The organism is uncultured Mucilaginibacter sp., from assembly GCF_903913935.1.
In the GTDB taxonomy this organism is placed as follows: domain Bacteria; phylum Bacteroidota; class Bacteroidia; order Sphingobacteriales; family Sphingobacteriaceae; genus Mucilaginibacter.
On sequence record NZ_CAIWNH010000320.1, the window covers coordinates 1 to 16,710 of the forward strand.

A 16,710-nucleotide genomic window follows, 5' to 3' on the forward strand; every position below is an offset into this window, starting at 1 on the left:
CGACGTACAAATGGATTCGTGTATGGAAACATCCAGGATAAAACAGGGAACTTTATCAGTTCAGCTATTTGTGCAACGTTGTTTTCTTGGCCTGGAGGAGCCGTATATAGGCAACGATGCGTTGGATGCCAAACGGTGGGAATGGATGCAATACAACAATGTTTGGGTTGCCAACCGTAAAGTTTTCCTTTACCCGGAAAACTGGATCGTGGAATCACTTCGTGACGACAAGAGTGATTTTTATAAGGCACTTGAGTCTGAATTACTGCAAAAAGATATCAATACCCAAAATGTTCAGGACGCGCTTAACAGTTACTTGTTCCTTGTACAGGATGTAGCCAATATGCAGGTTTTAGGTATTTTCGTTGAAGAGGCAGCAGTTGCCGGTACAACTTCAGCAGTTAAATACCACATCTTTTCGCGAACACGCAATGCCCCCTACTTTTTTTATTACCGTTATTTTGATGTGACGGAAAGTAACTGGTATCCATGGGAACTGGTACAGGTGGACATTACCAGCTATGATGTTGAAAACCCAACCTCAGGCCAGATAACCGCAAACGGCGCCTACCTTACCCCGGTAATGTGGAATGGCAGGTTGCTCATATTCTTCCCGCAAATCACCAAAAAAACTGTTCCGGCATCCAGCGATTCGGCAAATTATGCAAGCGGTAGTGCAAGCGGCAACGTGCCTACTGTTCAATGGGAAATAAAAATGGCCTGGAGCGAATACAGGAATGGCAAGTGGACACAAAAACAGGTTTCACACGATGCCATTTACGATAGCAATAATTACACAGCAGCGAATCTGCCTGGCATTCATACCTATAGTTTTACCGCTTATGTGGATATTAATGACGAAAACGTGCAGATTATACCGGCCCGGGCAGGGTCTTTACTAGATACCCCCAACGTATTTATTTTCCCAGGAAGTACGATACATGTTTCTGCCGGCAATTCAGCGTTTAGCCCAGGGAGCGATTTCAATACTATGAATTTTCAATTGCTAACTGATAAAACAGACCCTTATACAACTTATCCCCTGCAATACAATGGCTCGAATGAACCATATCTAAATGCCCCGGCGCCATATACAAGTGACGATATTAATTCAGTTACCATAGAACTGCCGTTAACAAGCAGTGAATTTTATCACCCGTTCTCACACCAGCTCCTGGGTATTTTAGCTTCAGACAGCTCTGGTAACCTTGCCGATTTTTTTAGCAGTAACCTAACACTTCCGGCGGATACTGATGAGGCGTTCGGATCATATTTCGACAGCTCTCTGGATGTTACGAGTTACAGTGAGCTAAAAACGCCCTATGCCATCTATAACTGGGAATTATTTTTCCATACGCCTGCAACCATCGCAGGTAAACTAAGCAGCGCTCAGCAATTTCAGGCAGCAAAGCAATGGTACGAATATATATTTAACCCGGGCGCCTCAGGCAGCACCCCTCAGCGGGCATGGCAGTTTTATCCATTCACCCAAATAGATGCCGATAACTACCTGGAGTATTTATTTAATATGCTGCAGGCCAATACCGCAAATGACGATATCAATGCATGGCGGTCGAACCCTTTTGAACCTCATTTGATAGCTCGTGGCCGCCCGGTTGCCTATATGAAATGGATAGTAATGAAATACCTGGACAATTTAATTGCCTGGGGCGACTATTTGTTTACCCAGCATACGCTCGAAACGATTAACCAGGCCACCCAATTGTATGTATTGGCCTATCATATTATGGGCCAGCGGCCGCAGGTGATACCAAAACGAGGTAAAATAATGCCCGAAACCTATAAATCCTTGTTGAACAAATGGGATGCATTCGGTAATGCTATGGTTGAATTAGAACTGGCGTTTCCTTTCAGTAATCAAATTAATACCCCAATAGGGATCGGCAAAGGCGACATAGGCTTTGCCAATATTTTTGGCTTCGCAACCAGTTTGTATTTCTGTTTGCCAAGCAATCCGGAACTAATTGCCTATTGGGATACATTGGATGACCGGTTAGGTAAAATAAGGGCCTGCGAGAACATTGAGGGCGTATTTAGCCTTCCACCGCTTTGGGATCCGCCAATTGACCCTGCGTTGCTGGTACAAGCCGCAGCACAAGGACTGAGCATATCGAGTGTATTGAATGACCTCGACTCACCCGTGCCGAATTACCGCTTTAATTACCTCGTGCAAAAAGCGCTTGAATTATGCAACGAACTAAAATCACTGGGCGGCAACCTTTTGTCGGCCTTTGAAAAAGGAGACGCGGAAGCGCTTGCAAGTATGCGGGCCAGCCAGGAAAGCACCATGCAAAACCTGATTATGCAGGTAAAACAGCTGCAGGTTAATGAGGCAAACGCCGCGCTTGATGGTTTAAATCAAAACCGCGAAACGCCGGTTTACAGGATGCAGCATTATTTAAACCTGATTGGGCAAGATTTGGGAAAGATACCCGGCGCCGATACCGACTTTACAGCACTGCCGGAGCCTCCGCAGTCACTTGCAACCGAAAGTGAGCTTATACTTACCTCGTATGAAAAGGAGGAAATGGACAAGGCAAGCGATGCACATGATATGCAAACCGCCGTAGGAGTTGTTGAAACCCTTGCGAGCATTTTACACCTCATCCCACAAATTTCGGCAGATATAAAGCCCATAGGGATTGGTGCCGGAGTAAGTATTGGCGGCGACCAGCTTGGAAGCGCCCTGGGAGCGGTAGCACAAGGTTTACAAATAGGTGTTAGCGAGCTGAATTTTCAATCATCAGGAGCCAGAAGCAAAGGCGGATACCTGAGGCAGTTGCAGGACAGGCTCCTGCAGGCAAATTTGGCCGGGTTTGAGATCAAGCAGATCGACAAACAGATCCTCAGCCAGCAGATCCGCATCAACATCACCAACCAGGAAATTACCAATCAGCAACAGACTATTGATAACTCGCAGCAAACATTAGATTTTTTGACAAATAAATACACCAATCAGCAACTTTATTCGTGGATGCGCGATTCATTAAAATCCTTGTATTACCAGGTTTATTCGCTTGCATACGGGCTGGCACAAAAAGCAGAGAAAGTTTACCGGTTTGAAAGAGGTTTATCAAGTTCAAATTTTATCCAGTTTGGTTATTGGGATGCTGCTCATGATGGGTTACTTGCTGGCGAAAACCTGTTTGTCGGCTTAAAACAGCTGGAAGCTGCCTATCAACAGAATAGAGGTTATGATTTTGAGATCACTAAAAATATTTCATTGCGTCAAATAGACCCGATAGCATTATTGACACTAAGGTCAACTGGTAAATGCCAGTTTGAATTATCGGAAGTATTATTTGATATGGATTTCCCGGGGCATTATATGCGCAGGATTAAATCGGTAGCGTTATCTGTTCCATGTGTAGCCGGGCCTTATACAGGTATTAACGCAACGCTTAGCATGACGCAAAACACGTTCAGGCAAAATACGATGCCCGGCAACGCTTACCCGCAGGATACCACACAGGATGACCCGCGGTTTACAACTGTTAATATCCCAATCACCTCTATTGCTGTAAGCCATGGCCAAAATGATAGCGGTGTTTTTGAGCTTAACTTTAAAGACGAACGGTATATGCCTTTTGAAGGTGCCGGCGTTATCAGCAAATGGGATTTGTCGTTACCCGACTTTAAACAAATTGATTACAGCACCATTACCGACGTGATTATGGCCGTTAGGTACACATCAATTAATGGGGGCGAAAAACAAAAGAAAGCGGCAATAACTTACCTGGGCAACTTCATTAAAAACGTTCAGAATTTGAGCCAGAACGAGGGGTTATTTGCTATATTCGACTTGAAAAATGATTTCCCGAACGAGTGGTATAAAGCAACGCAATTACCGCCCGCTGCAGAAGGTCGTGAGCTAATGCTAACAAATATTATCGATCGTTTGCCTGTTTACACAAAAGGCACTGCGCCCAATAAAATTATTGCCCAGGATGTGTATGCGTTAACGGAAGCACAGCTAGCGGCAACGGCCATTGATATTGTGCAAAACGGAAATGATAATATTTTTGGAAACGGCGTTAGTTTTAAGCCGATGAACACCTTTTCATTAACCGGTGTAGGTATACCTATGCAAGATTGGAAGTTAGTAATTAGTGATACTGCTACACCGATAGACAATATGTGGCTGGTGGTGAGATATACTTTAAATTGATAGGTAAAAAGAAAAAACTGGTGGGTAAATTTCGAAGAACGGAGATCAATAAAAAAATGATCTTCGTTCTTTTGCCTCATCGCTTTTCTACCCCGGAAAACTGGCTAAATTGAACTTTGGCGCTAATCCCCTATCCCGTTTGATAATAATTAAAAAACCGGACGAGATTGTTTTAAGCTGTCGCCAGTTAATTTAAGCCGAATGATTTATATAGCGAACAATTTGCTGGGCATCAAGTACGTAATCTGCTAAGCCCCTATCAATCGCACTCTGCGGCATAGTAGCTGCAACAGCTTTTTCCGGATCCTGAACAATTAGGACGCCCCCCGCCCGCCGGATGTCGGCAAAGCCATCTGCACCGTCATTATTTGCGCCTGACAATAATATACCCAACAATAATTTTCCGTATGCATCGGACGCGCTTTGGAAAGTAACATCAATGCTTGGTCTTGAAAATTGAACTTTATCAGAACCGTCCAGGGAAAACGAATGGTTTTTCTCAACAAGCAAGTGATAATCTGCAGGAGCTACGTAAATCTTTCCCGGTATAATACTTTCTTTATCTTCGGCTTCCTTCACTTCCAGTTTGCAGGCATTTGACAATACATCCACCAGTGTAGATTCGTTGTCTGTTGAACGGTGCATAACAATAACTACAGGAACTGCAAAATCAGTCCGGAGATACCGTAAAATATAAAGAATGATCTGAAGACTACCTGCAGAACCTCCTATAACTATCAATTTGGATGCTATGACATTTTCCTCCATATTTTTTCCTTTCCCTCTTGCCTGAACCTGGATACACCAGGAAAAACCCGCATGGTTTCTTTACTTCCCAATGCAATATAACCCAACTTATCCAGGCTTTCTTCAAAAAGCTCAAATACCCTGCCTTGAAGCTCCTTTTCAAAATAAATGAGTACGTTCCTGCAAACAATCAGCTGAAAATGATTAAATGAACTTTCTGACACAAGGTTGTGCGTAGAAAACACCATGCGCTTTGAGAGTTCCTTATCAAAAATAACCTGGTTGTACCCTGCCGTGTAATAGCTGCTAAAATCCTCTTTCCCGCCTGCTAACCGGTAATTTTCTGAGTTTTTTTGCATTTGCTGAATGGGAAAGATTCCTTGCGTAGCTTTTTTTACAACAGCAGGGTTAATATCTGTAGCATAAATAAGCGTTTTATGTAATAAATTGGCTTCTTTAAGTAAAATTGCCATCGAATATACTTCTTCGCCGGTTGAACAACCGGCATGCCAAATGCGGATAAATGGATAGGTCGCCAGTACAGGTAAAATCGCTGTGCTTAAAAATTTAAAAAAGGAAGGATCTCTGAACATTTCCGTTACGTTAACAGTAACCTGTTCGATGAAATGGATAAAATAACTTTCGTCAGAACGTACCCGGTAACGGAATTCCGCAAAACTTGGGAAATGATCCAAAGTATATAATCGGTTAATCCGTCGCTTCATTGATGCTTTGGTGTACGCTGTAAAATCATAACCATAGATTTCGATCAGGTCGTTTAACAGCAGTTCTACCTGCTCATCGCTGATCTGGAATTCCATAGATGTATTATTAATATTTTTTTAAAATACCGATCAAAACATCCACGTTTACCGGCTTTGAAACGTAATCACTGGCGCCCGCAGCCAAACACTTATCGCGGTCACCTGGCATCGCCTGAGCAGTAACAGCTATTACCGGAAGATCCCTTTTTCCGGGCAATTGGCGAATTGCTGCTATACACTCGTAACCATCCATTTCAGGCATCATCATATCAAGCAATACCATATTAATTTCAGCCTTTTCACTAATTATTTTTAACGCCATCGCACCATCATTTGCAGATAAACACCTAAAGCCTTTACTTTTAAGAACAAGGTTAAGTGCGAAAATGTTTCTGCTGTCATCATCTACAATTAGTATAGATGAAGGTTTTTTTTTCATGTCTGTAAAATTTATTTTATTTTTTTATCAAATAACCATACACGTAATAAAGAAGTGAGTTGGTCGATATCAACTGGTTTTGAAATATAGTCAGACGCACCAGCCGCTATACATTTTTCACGGTCGCCCAACATTGCTTTTGCTGTAACGGCAATAACAGGTATTTCTTTGAATAAAGGGTTCTGCCTGATTCTCGTTGTGCTTTCATAGCCATCCATTTCGGGCATCATCATGTCCATTAAAACAAGGCTGATTTCCGGGTGTTGCGTCAATTGTTCAAGCGCCTCCTTTCCATCAATAGCCGTTATCACTTTCATGCCATATTTTTCCAGCGATTTGGTCATTGAAAATATATTTCGCACATCATCATCAGCGATCAAAACAGTGTTATCTTTAAGTACATCGTCAAGTAGGTCTCGCGATTTCAAATTGCTCCCGGCGGACGAACTCTTTTGTTTTTCAACAAGGTGCAGAAAAAGTGTCACCTCATCCAATATCCGCTGATAAGAATGAGCGGTTTTAACAACTATAGTATCTGCATATTGGCGGATCCGGCTTTCTTCACCTGCAGACAAATGTTTCCCAGTAAAAATAATAATCGGAAGATCCTCAAGCCCTGGATTTTGTTTGATCGTTTCAAGTGTTTCATATGCTTTTTTGTCAGGGACGCCCATATCCATAATGACACAATCCACTTGCCTGTTATTTAATGCGTCTATGCTTTCGCTGATGCTTCCGGAAACCGTTGAAGAGACATTAAAAGTGTCAAGGAAGTATGACAGCGCACGGGCATGCCTGGCATTTTCTTCCACTATAAGCACTTTTTTTGGATTTCGGCTCCAAACCTCCTCCAGTTTCTGAAACATTTGTTTCATTTGTTCAAGGGCAATCGGTTTACTTATAAAATCAACGGCGCCTTTTAACCTGCTTTCTTTCTTTGCCTCAACCGATGACATGATGTGTACCGGGATATGCCTTGTAGCATTATTTGTTTTTAATTCTTCCATTACATCCCACCCGTCTTTCATAGGCAGGTGGATATCCAGCAGGATAGCAAGGGGCTGATATTGAATCGCCAGTTGCAGTGCATAATCCCCTCTGACAGTTGTGATACCTTTATATCCCATTTTATGGGAGTAATTTAGTAATGCTTTAGCAAAAGGAGTATCGTCTTCTATAATAAGAATAGATTTATCTCCGGGTTTTATTTCACTCCGGTCATCAGCAATATCATCAGGCATAACCGGTACCAAAAACTTTTTGCGGTTTGAATCGGCAATAACCTGGTCAGAAGACGCATCTTCATTATGAATAACAGGCGACAAAGAAATGGGGGCTATTTCGCGGCTTAGTGGTACAATAAGCGTAAATACACTTCCTTCACCAGGGTGGCTTACCAGCGATATCTCTCCACCCAACAATCGGGCCAACTGCCGGCTGATAGACAGCCCTAATCCTGTGCCGCCGAATTTTCTTTTGGTAGAACCATCAGCCTGCTGGAATGCATCAAATACTATCCCAAGCTTGTCTTTTGGGATTCCAATACCGGTATCAGCAACCTGGAATTCTAAAATATCCGGATTTGCCTGCGGCTGATACAGTGTAAGAATAACCTGACCTTTACCTGTGAATTTAAATGCATTTGACAAAAGGTTTTTTAATATTTGTTCTAACCGCATCCTGTCAGTTTCCATTGCAGTGGTATTGCCGGTCTCCTGGTTAATAATAAAATGCAGGCCCTTCTCTTTTGCAACCGGCGCAAATAATGATTGCATGGTGTTAACCAGTTCGATTAACGGGATTTTTTGGTATTCCAGATCCATTTTGCCAGCTTCAATCTTGGATAGGTCAAGTAATTCATCGATCAGGTTAAGCAAACCATTTCCTGAACTAAGGATAACATTTGCTGATTCGATTTGTTCAGCATTTAAATTTTGATCGCTATTTTCAGATAAATACCGGGATAGCAACAAAATAGAATTAAGCGGCGTGCGCAATTCATGCGACATATTAGCCATGAACTCTGATTTATAACGGGTGGTTCGTTCAAGCTCTTCCGCCTTTTGCTGAATCTCGATATTGCGCTCCTGAATAATCCGGCTCCTTTCGCTCAGTTCAATATTGGTCTGCTGCAATTCTTCCTGCTGTACGCGCAATTCTTCTTCCGATGTTTGTAGTTTTTGGGCATGTGCTTCCAGCTCGGTATTCAAATTTTCAAGTTCGCTATGCTGAGCCTGCAATTCTTCAGACTGGGCCTGCGTTTCCTCTAGCAGTTGCTGAAGTCGCTGGCGATTTTGTGCACCCGCTACGGCAATGCCAATGTTGTCGGCTACATTTTTCAGAAATTCCAGTTTCCGGTCGGGAAAACTATAAACTGATGCCAATTCAATCACCCCCTTTACCTGGCTTTCATAATGGATTGGCACAATAAGTAAATTGCGCGGCTTTATGCCTCCTGTAGCATGTACAACCTGTATTTGTTCATCAGCAATTTCTTTTAGCCACAGTACCTGGTCGCTTTGTGCCGCATGTCCAACCAATCCTTCGCCCATGGTAATTTTGGATTGAGCTCCTGAAATTGCGAAACTACTCCTGAGCCATAAGTCGTCATTTTCAAGCAGGTAAAATGCACCAACCTGGCTGCCGGTATATCCTGCTATAAAGTGGAGAACATCAGCCATCAGCACATCCAGTGGCTTTTCACCAATCATCTGGTTATTCAGTTGGCTGATTCCCGTTTGCATCCACTCGTTGTCTGATAAAATATTGAACGATTTTTGCAGGGATTCCGCCATTTTGTTCAATGCCACTGAAATGCTGCCCAGGTCGTCTTTTTCATCATCATTAACACGTACACCATATTCTCCTGCAGATATCTGTTCGGCAATGTGCTGAATAATATTGATTCGCCGTGAAATCTCTTGTTCTTTGGCTGTAAGCTCTTGTTGCAACCGGGCCCTTGCCGCCATATCCGCAGTCACTTTAATATAAGAAAACACAGAAACTCCGATTGCCAACAGCGCCGCAAGAACAATAACCAACGGCGTTATTGAAGTAAATTTCTTTAAAACCACATTTTGGTTATTCAACAAAGTTCGTTCAGCCTGCTCCGAGCTGTCAACTACCTTCCTTAGATCATCCATTGCATCTTTCCCTATTCTTAGGTCAGTAAGCGTAACAGCCTCACCTGAACGTTTTTTGCTAAGCAGTGTCTGTAATGCTGAAAGGCGTCTTATCAAATCCCCTTTTATCCGGATCGTATAAACCTGTTGCTGCGGATTATTGATGGTCAACCGCTGTACCTGGTCAACCAATTGAAGCGCTTTTCCATAAGCACCATTATAAGGTTCCAAAAATTCATCCTTGCCGGTTAAAAGATAACCGCGTTGCCCGGTCTCAGCATCTTTCATAGTAGACATGATACTTTCCAGCCGTTGAACAACCTGGTTGCTATGGTCAACAAGATCAGCGCTCTTTAATAAATTTTGAATGCTGAAATAGGACGCAATCGAGCTGATAACGAGCAATAGAAGAGACAAACCAAAACCAATCTGCAAGTTGCGGGCAAGTGTAGTTCTCATATGAAATAGTTAATTCAATTCAGAAATTACTGGGTTTATCGGGATACAAAAGTAGAATGTGGAGCCTTTTTCCGGTTCGCTTACAACACCGTAAGTACCCTTGTGTCTTTTAACGATCTCAGCGCAAATGTAAAGCCCCATTCCCAGCCCCTGGAAACGGTTGGAATTTTCCTCTACTCTGTAAAATTTTTCAAAAAGTTGATGTTGTCGCTCTGCCGAAATACCAATACCCTTATCAATCACATTTACCTGTATTGTTCCAACTGGTAAAATCTGCACTTCAATTATAACTTCTTTGCCCTCCGGCCCGTATTTTATCGCATTACTAAGGTAATTTTGAACCACCTGTTCCAAACGACTCTCATCGCCAAAAACCCGGATCTTTGATAAATCAGGCGCTTTGATCCGGATGCTTTTGTCCGGAAAGGAATGTTGAATATTCTCTACCGCGTTAATTAAAAAAGTTCCAAAATCAAAGTATTGAAAATTGAACTGCAATTTTCCAGATTGAATTTTGGTCGTGTCAAGCAGATCCACAACTAACCTGTTTAATTTAGCGACTTGTATTTTTGAACGGTCAAGAAACATCCTGGTTTGGTCGATATTCATTTTTTCTAACGCATTCCCGGCAAGTTGTATATAGCCTTTTATCGACGTAAGCGGCGTATTTAATTCATGGCTGGCGATACTGATAAATTCGTCCTTTTTATTTTCGGCAACTATCCGTCTTTCGATTTCCAATTGCAGCGACCGTTGAATATTATTCAATTTGACAAATGTTTTGATCTTTAATACCAGGATATCAGTGTCAAAAGGCTTAACAAGGTAGTCTCTGCCCCCGGATGCGTAGCCTTTGGTAATAAATTCTTTACTGACATTCACTGCCGATAAAAAAATAATAGGGATATCGCTCGTCCGCCTATAACCGCTAACGGCTTCCGCTACTTCAAATCCATCCATTCCTGGCATTTGCACATCAAGAATAATCAACTCGTAGTCATTTCTAAGCAATTTCTTTAAAGCATCTTCCCCTGACAAAGCAGTATCGATTTCAAAACCCCGGCTTTCGAGTGTTTTCCCCAGCGCAATGAGGTTTTCCTGCTTATCGTCAACAATAAGTATCATTCATATTTATATTGGTATATTACCGTTAAAGATCCGGTTAATGGTATTGACTAAGTTAAAATGGATGCGCATTCTCGCGCATTTGTTAAATGCGCATGTCTTCTTTCGATTTATCTGTGGTTAAACGCCATAGGTTACCAATTTGGAAAGGAAAAATTTGCGAAATTGTTTTACCCAAAGATATTAAATATCAAAAAAAGGCTTAAAGTATTGATTTAGAGCTTTTTTATTTTTCGAATCTATTTAAGCGGGCTAGCCGGGGATTTACTTCCCTCTTAAACCTTTTTTTATATTGCTTTTATTTTTGGCCGGCCACTGATATTCAGGTTTCCAGGCATATTTTACTCCGCCTGAACAAATCCTCACACCAATTATTAAACTGCTTTCATCATCAGGTTTACATCAGCGTTTTTTGCGAAAACGTAAAAATGATTGCTTGGTTAAAGGTGTAGCGCGCTTGTCTTTTCCAGGTAAATGAATGCATCATAGCGAAAAGGCACCATTGTTGCACATTGTGTCCGCGGCGTTCAAGTAGCGGATTGTAATTGGCGGTGACCCGACAGGTCACCCACAGGTCACCAGAATTATGCGATTTTTTGGTTTTATTTGAATAGCCTTAAATCAAAAAACGCCTTAAATCATTGATTTAAAGCGTTTTTAAATTGTTTTGAAATATAACTTGCGGAGAGCTAGGGATTCGAACCCCAGGAACCTTTCACAGTTCAACAGTTTTCAAGACTGCCGCAATCGACCACTCTGCCAGCTCTCCGGGGGCAAAAGTACAAATCCGCGCCGAATTGACAAACTCGATGTTAAGTTTTTTGCAACAAATAGTTAAGTAATTGATTATCTGTATAATTAATATGAAAAAAATCATACTATCACCTTAAATCGCCTCTTTATCGCAGGTTTTGCAGTGAAAAAAGGAGCACAATACCGCGTTTTTCAGCGTTTAATACACGCTATATTTGTATTACAGGTATTAAATATTTCAGAGACCAGGTGTCCATTGAAACTGAAACCGATTAAAATATCCCCAAAAACTTCTTTCTCTTTTTGTGATGCTTCTTCTTCTGGTCCGCCAATTTTCCCGCATGGCTGACAGAATCATAGTTGGGTATATTGATTCCGGATGTATCCTTTTTTGTATTGTTGGTGTCCGGCAAAAACTCTGTTTTTTCAACGGGTTTGGGAGAAACAGATTTTAAGTTAACCGGGGTTACTTTTGTCAAACTATCCCCGGCAGGTAAATTTGCATTGTTTTTTGTAAAAAAGATGGGGCGTGCCAGAACCATGATCCCCAATAAAGATAACAGGACAAGTACACCCAGCACATTTTTGGATATGCGTATGCCGGTACTTTCCTTTTTGGCCTCCTCCCGGTATCTTTGCACAACAGCCTGTAATTGTTCATTCTCTCCTCTTAAAATGGCTGCCGTTCCGCCGTCCGCCAACGTCGAAGTACTGTTAAGTACCAATGTGTCGTGTAGCTCAATACCGCTGCTATATCGACCTTCGGGAATCTTTTCAAGACAGCGGACCACCATCGTCAATAACCATGCAGGCACCCCCATTTCATGCTCCCGTTTTGCAGCACTCCAACTCTCAGGGATATTTTGCCGGCGCAGTTCCAAAATATCCGGAACAGGAGCTTCCATATGAGAAACCATGACCGTGTTTCGGGCGGTTTCACCATTATCTTTCAGCGGAAATGGGACCTGTCCCGTCAGCAATTCAAATAAAATAACACCATAGCTGTATACGTCCGTTTGAAACAGCATCTGCCCTTCGTTTTGCTCGGGCGCCATAAACTCAATTGCCCCGGCATGACGCATGCTGCTCCGCCGCTCTTCTTCCGACATTACCGAAAGCCCGAAGTCAAGCAACACATAGTTACCAGAATGTATGTTAAACTTTACATTGTTGCTTTTAACATCGCCATGCTTAACACCCACGCTATGACAATGCGATAACGCACAGGCTAACTGATCTGCTACCTTTATAACTTCTTTAATAGTAAAAATTGGTTCATGAGGCGACTTTAGCAATTCTTCAAGGTCGGGCCCCTCAATAAACTCCATTTCAATATAGGGCAGGGAGCCACTTTCTGTGATGCCAAAATTGAATATCTTAACAACATTGGGGTTGGGTATTTCATTAACTTTTTTAAGTTTTTCTACCTCGTTCAAAAATCTCAGGTAGTTTTTATCTTCGGCGCTTTCAGCGTAAATGGGTGTAGGAAGGATTTTTACTGCACTAAGAACAGGTCCCATACGTCGCCCTTTATACACTGACCCCTGGCCGCCTGTTCGTAAAGCACCCATATTTTCAAGGCCGTCTGCAATCGTAAATATTTTACCCATCTTTATTTTCTTCCGAACGATAACTGAATTCCAGCACTGCCGATTCGCCCAAAATTACCTGGTCGCCCTCAGCAAGCTTGTGACCTATACTCACCGAATGAAGTTTTACCAGGCTTTCACTCAGGGCCGATCTCACCTTTATTTTATTTCGCGGCGGCACGCCGCCATCATCGGCAAAAAGCATAAAGCAGCCGTTATCCTTACTCCATTCAATGTGCGCATGCTGCCTGCTTACAAATTTGTTACTTTCATTAGTGCTTTCAGCATCAAAAGCAACCTGGTTCAGCCTGAAAAAGCCATCCTCTACCTGCACCTTTTTGCCGCGGCCAATATTATTTTTTCCTCCCGATGAGCTTATTTCATACTCCTGCTTTTCAGCATCTCCGTTCAAAACCCTTAAATAAGCCGTTGCCGACCTTTGTATCGTATTTTCTTTTGTACGGATAAAGATCGCCGCGCTCAACGAATCAACCCTTGAAGCTTCCGGCGGGCATTCCTCGGTAAAATCAATATCCATTTCCCATCCATCCGGGATATCGAGGGCATAATCGTCGGCTATGCGCTGTATTTCTCCTTTAAACCTGTCTTCTTCTCCTATGTAAACAGCAGCTTCGTAGATATGTTTTTCCGCGGTATCGCAGCTGATGAAAATATTTATTCCCTTAATGTTGCGCCCCTCTCCCCCTTCGGCTTTCTGAAACTCTTCTTTAATAAAGCGCAATAGGGTATCCCGCACTGCCTTTACATCTTTCGGGCCCTTATTTTCATTTTTTTTAAACAGATCGAACATAGTTAATGCTTATGGGTTCAATAATCTATTGATTCACGGTGCCACTGGTATCCGCAGCAGGCGGTTCGGGCGTTGTTGTGTCTTCAGGTTGATCGCTTTGCCCGCTATCCTCCCGGCTAACGGGCACAATATTTTTAATATAACCCTTTTTTAATAAAAATGGTATAACATGCTGTCCGGCAAGTCTCACTGCGTCTGATGAGCCCCGGGTAGATTCGATGCGGATACATACCACTATATTGCCATTACCCTTTGCCATTGGGGCAAAAAACACATACCAACCATCGTTGATGCTTTGTTTTTTCCAGATCCTTTCGGGTGTGCCCGTTTTACCGGCTACACTAATGCCCAATACAGGCACTTTGGGCGCGCTTTGCTCTATCATATACTGGGTTATGAGAGATGCGTAACGCTGGTCGTTAGCAAGCTTTATACTACCTTTCACAGCTGTTGATGAATCACTAACTTTTAATACAAACCTATTGGATACCAGGTTCCCGTTATTGGCAACGCCAGAAACCAGCCTTGCAACTGCAGCAGGCGTAGCAATAAGCGCTCCCTGCCCCCACGCCATCCCTGATATCCCCATAGACCGTGAACGTCGAATGTTATTGGGATCGTATTTGGGTTTGGTGTGAAATTCGGTATTACGCCATAAAGTGCGCCATTTTTCTTCCTGGTCGGTATTTTCAACCGGCTTATTGTAAAAATAACCGCCTACCCCATGCAAAAACATCCCGGTTTTTAAATACAGGTCGGTCATGTTCTCTTCCAGGTGTTGTTGGTTGGCCAGTTTTATAAAATATACGTTGTTTGATTTGGCGACAGCCCGTTCGAGCGTTATTATGCCGGTTTCGTCGGGTTCAAGGCCTTTGGTGCGGATACGCTCGGCTTCATCTATATGATAAGTTACTTTGGCTGCGTCAAGCCCCAGTTTGTTAAACGCCGCCATAGTGGTTAACACTTTGGCGGTTGAACCTGGTTGAGTGGCATAAGTAAAACCGAGGTCGGTAGTGGTTACCCACTGGGCCAGTTTATTTTGCTCGGGTATAGGCATATTTAACAGGTCCCAGTTATGCACCGGCGGTAAAGGGTACACTGCTGAAGCCAGCACATCGCCGGTAGCCGGCTCCATAATTACCACCGAGATCCTTTTATAGTTAAAAGACGTATCCACTGCGATAGATCTTTGTATACTGGTTTGCAGATCGGCATCAACTGTTAACTGCACATCGCGGTTTCGTTTCTTAAATGCCTCCACCTCTTCGCTGTTAATGCCCGCAGCAAGCAAGGGTGCAAGCGCACTGTAATCCTTTTTGCTCACCGTCATCTCTTTTATCCCCCTTGGCAAAAAACGATCTTCCCTGAAAAAACTGGCATGTACATTATAGCTTGAAACGGGCATTTTAAATCCCCGTAATTCGGCAGCTTCTCCGTATTCAGCGAAGTAGCCATTAGTGCTGCCGTTAAACACATCGGTATTGGCATCGCCCACCCAAAAAAACATCTGTTCTTCAAAAGGGTAAAAGCGCGTTAACCGCTTATGCATCGCCGAATCAAGGCTGTAGTTCCCTACTCCTGCCGCGCTAAGGACATTTTGCTGTTTATTGATAAGCTCAGGGTTGCTGGTTGCGAGGATCAAGCCATTACGATCGTAAAGCGTACCTGCCTGCAGTTTATTCATTAAAATACTGATGCGTGGGTTATAGCTGAACATGCGTGCGCCACTTTTATCGGCTACCAATGCCGGCTTTACCAGCCATTGGCGGTTATTGAAAAAGTACCTGGAAATATTGATTGTCAGCAGTATCATCCCGATACAGGCGGCAAGTAAAGCAGGTACCAGGTTGCGGTCCTGCTGTTTCGTGATATAGCTCATTTGGATCGGCGTGCCTTTAACTTTTGAAGCCGATAAAAGAAAGCCTGCTGCCATAAAGTTGGCTACCAGGGATGATCCGCCGTAGCTTTGAAAAGGTAATGCTACGCCCGATAAGGGCAAAGCACCAGTAGATCCCCCTGCTATTAATATAAACTGGATGAATGTACAAACCCCTATCCCGGTACACAAATAAAACAGGAAAGGCGTACCTGTTTGCCTGCCGATAATAATAGACCGGTGCAGGTACATCAAAAACAATAAAAATATAGCGATAATGCCAGCCCATCCAAACTCTTCGCCCATTGACGGCAATATCATATCGGTATGCGCCTCGGGAATGGTTTTGGCAAAACCTTCGCCAATCCCCTGCCCGGCCGCGCCTCCGCTTGCCATCGCCCACAAGCCATTAGCCACCTGGTCGCCACCATAAACCTCGTTGTTCCACGCATCCTGCCAAATAGCTTTTCTCTCGACCAGCCGTTCAACAGGCCCTGGGATGAGCTTATCCAGATGGGGAATCTTGTCAATGGTTAAAAAGCCTGCAATAACTATCAACGCCATAATAGCTGACTCGCTAAGCTGTTTGCGTTTGTAAAAGAAAACAAATAGCAGCATGGCAAGGGTTAACCCAGCCGATAACCATACATTTTTAAAGATCCAGGTAATGATCACATAAAACACTACGGAAATCGCCATGAACATAAAATCGCCCCGCGAAAAGGAGAAAAGAATGATAAATGTAAAGCAGATGATAATAGCCGGCCCCATATCGCCCAACACTAAAAACAGAAAGAGTGTAATACCGATTGCGATAAGTGCAAATGAAAAAAACG

Annotated in this window: 9 protein-coding genes and 1 tRNA gene; 1 reads left to right on the forward strand and 9 read right to left on the reverse strand. The window is 43.0% G+C overall.

Going from position 1 to position 16,710, the window contains the following annotated elements; genetic code table 11:
• Positions 1-10 precede the first annotated feature (10 nt).
• Positions 11-4,189 carry a neuraminidase-like domain-containing protein gene (locus tag QZY09_RS12515; protein WP_367119217.1) on the forward strand — a complete coding sequence of 1,393 codons (4,179 nt, stop codon included), beginning with the start codon at positions 11-13 and terminating at the stop codon, positions 4,187-4,189.
• A 192-nt stretch (positions 4,190-4,381) separates the two neighbouring features.
• Here the strand turns inward: QZY09_RS12515 and QZY09_RS12520 are convergent, their stop codons facing one another.
• From QZY09_RS12520 to QZY09_RS12560, 9 genes are all read right to left on the reverse strand, one after another.
• The gene (locus tag QZY09_RS12520; RefSeq protein ID WP_295672863.1) at positions 4,382-4,957 is read right to left on the reverse strand and encodes a chemotaxis protein CheB; all 576 of its coding nucleotides are present in this window, start codon (positions 4,955-4,957) and stop codon (positions 4,382-4,384) included.
• The gene (locus QZY09_RS12525; protein WP_295672865.1) at positions 4,939-5,757 is read right to left on the reverse strand and encodes a protein-glutamate O-methyltransferase CheR; all 819 of its coding nucleotides are present in this window, start codon (positions 5,755-5,757) and stop codon (positions 4,939-4,941) included. Before QZY09_RS12525 ends, QZY09_RS12520 begins: the two co-directional genes overlap by 19 nt.
• 10 nt (positions 5,758-5,767) lie before the next feature.
• Positions 5,768-6,139: a response regulator gene (locus tag QZY09_RS12530; protein ID WP_295672867.1), complete on the reverse strand. Its 372-nt coding sequence runs from the start codon at positions 6,137-6,139 to the stop codon at positions 5,768-5,770.
• Positions 6,140-6,150: 11 nt separating this feature from the next.
• Positions 6,151-9,720: a response regulator gene (locus QZY09_RS12535; RefSeq protein ID WP_295672869.1), complete on the reverse strand. Its 3,570-nt coding sequence runs from the start codon at positions 9,718-9,720 to the stop codon at positions 6,151-6,153.
• Between the two features lie 9 nt (positions 9,721-9,729).
• Complete coding sequence (locus QZY09_RS12540) at positions 9,730-10,845, reverse strand: hybrid sensor histidine kinase/response regulator (protein WP_295672871.1); 1,116 nt, start codon at positions 10,843-10,845, stop codon at positions 9,730-9,732.
• Positions 10,846-11,527: 682 nt separating this feature from the next.
• Positions 11,528-11,614: transfer RNA gene (locus QZY09_RS12545), tRNA-Ser, on the reverse strand.
• A gap of 256 nt (positions 11,615-11,870) precedes the next feature.
• Positions 11,871-13,208, reverse strand: coding sequence for a serine/threonine-protein kinase (locus tag QZY09_RS12550; protein WP_295672873.1), 1,338 nt, complete (start codon positions 13,206-13,208; stop codon positions 11,871-11,873).
• Positions 13,201-13,998, reverse strand: coding sequence for an FHA domain-containing protein (locus QZY09_RS12555; protein WP_295672875.1), 798 nt, complete (start codon positions 13,996-13,998; stop codon positions 13,201-13,203). The genes QZY09_RS12550 and QZY09_RS12555 overlap by 8 nt, the downstream gene beginning before the upstream one ends.
• A 25-nt stretch (positions 13,999-14,023) precedes the next feature.
• Positions 14,024-16,710 (reverse strand): FtsW/RodA/SpoVE family cell cycle protein (locus QZY09_RS12560; RefSeq protein ID WP_295672876.1); only part of this gene is annotated, 2,687 nt, incomplete at its 5' end.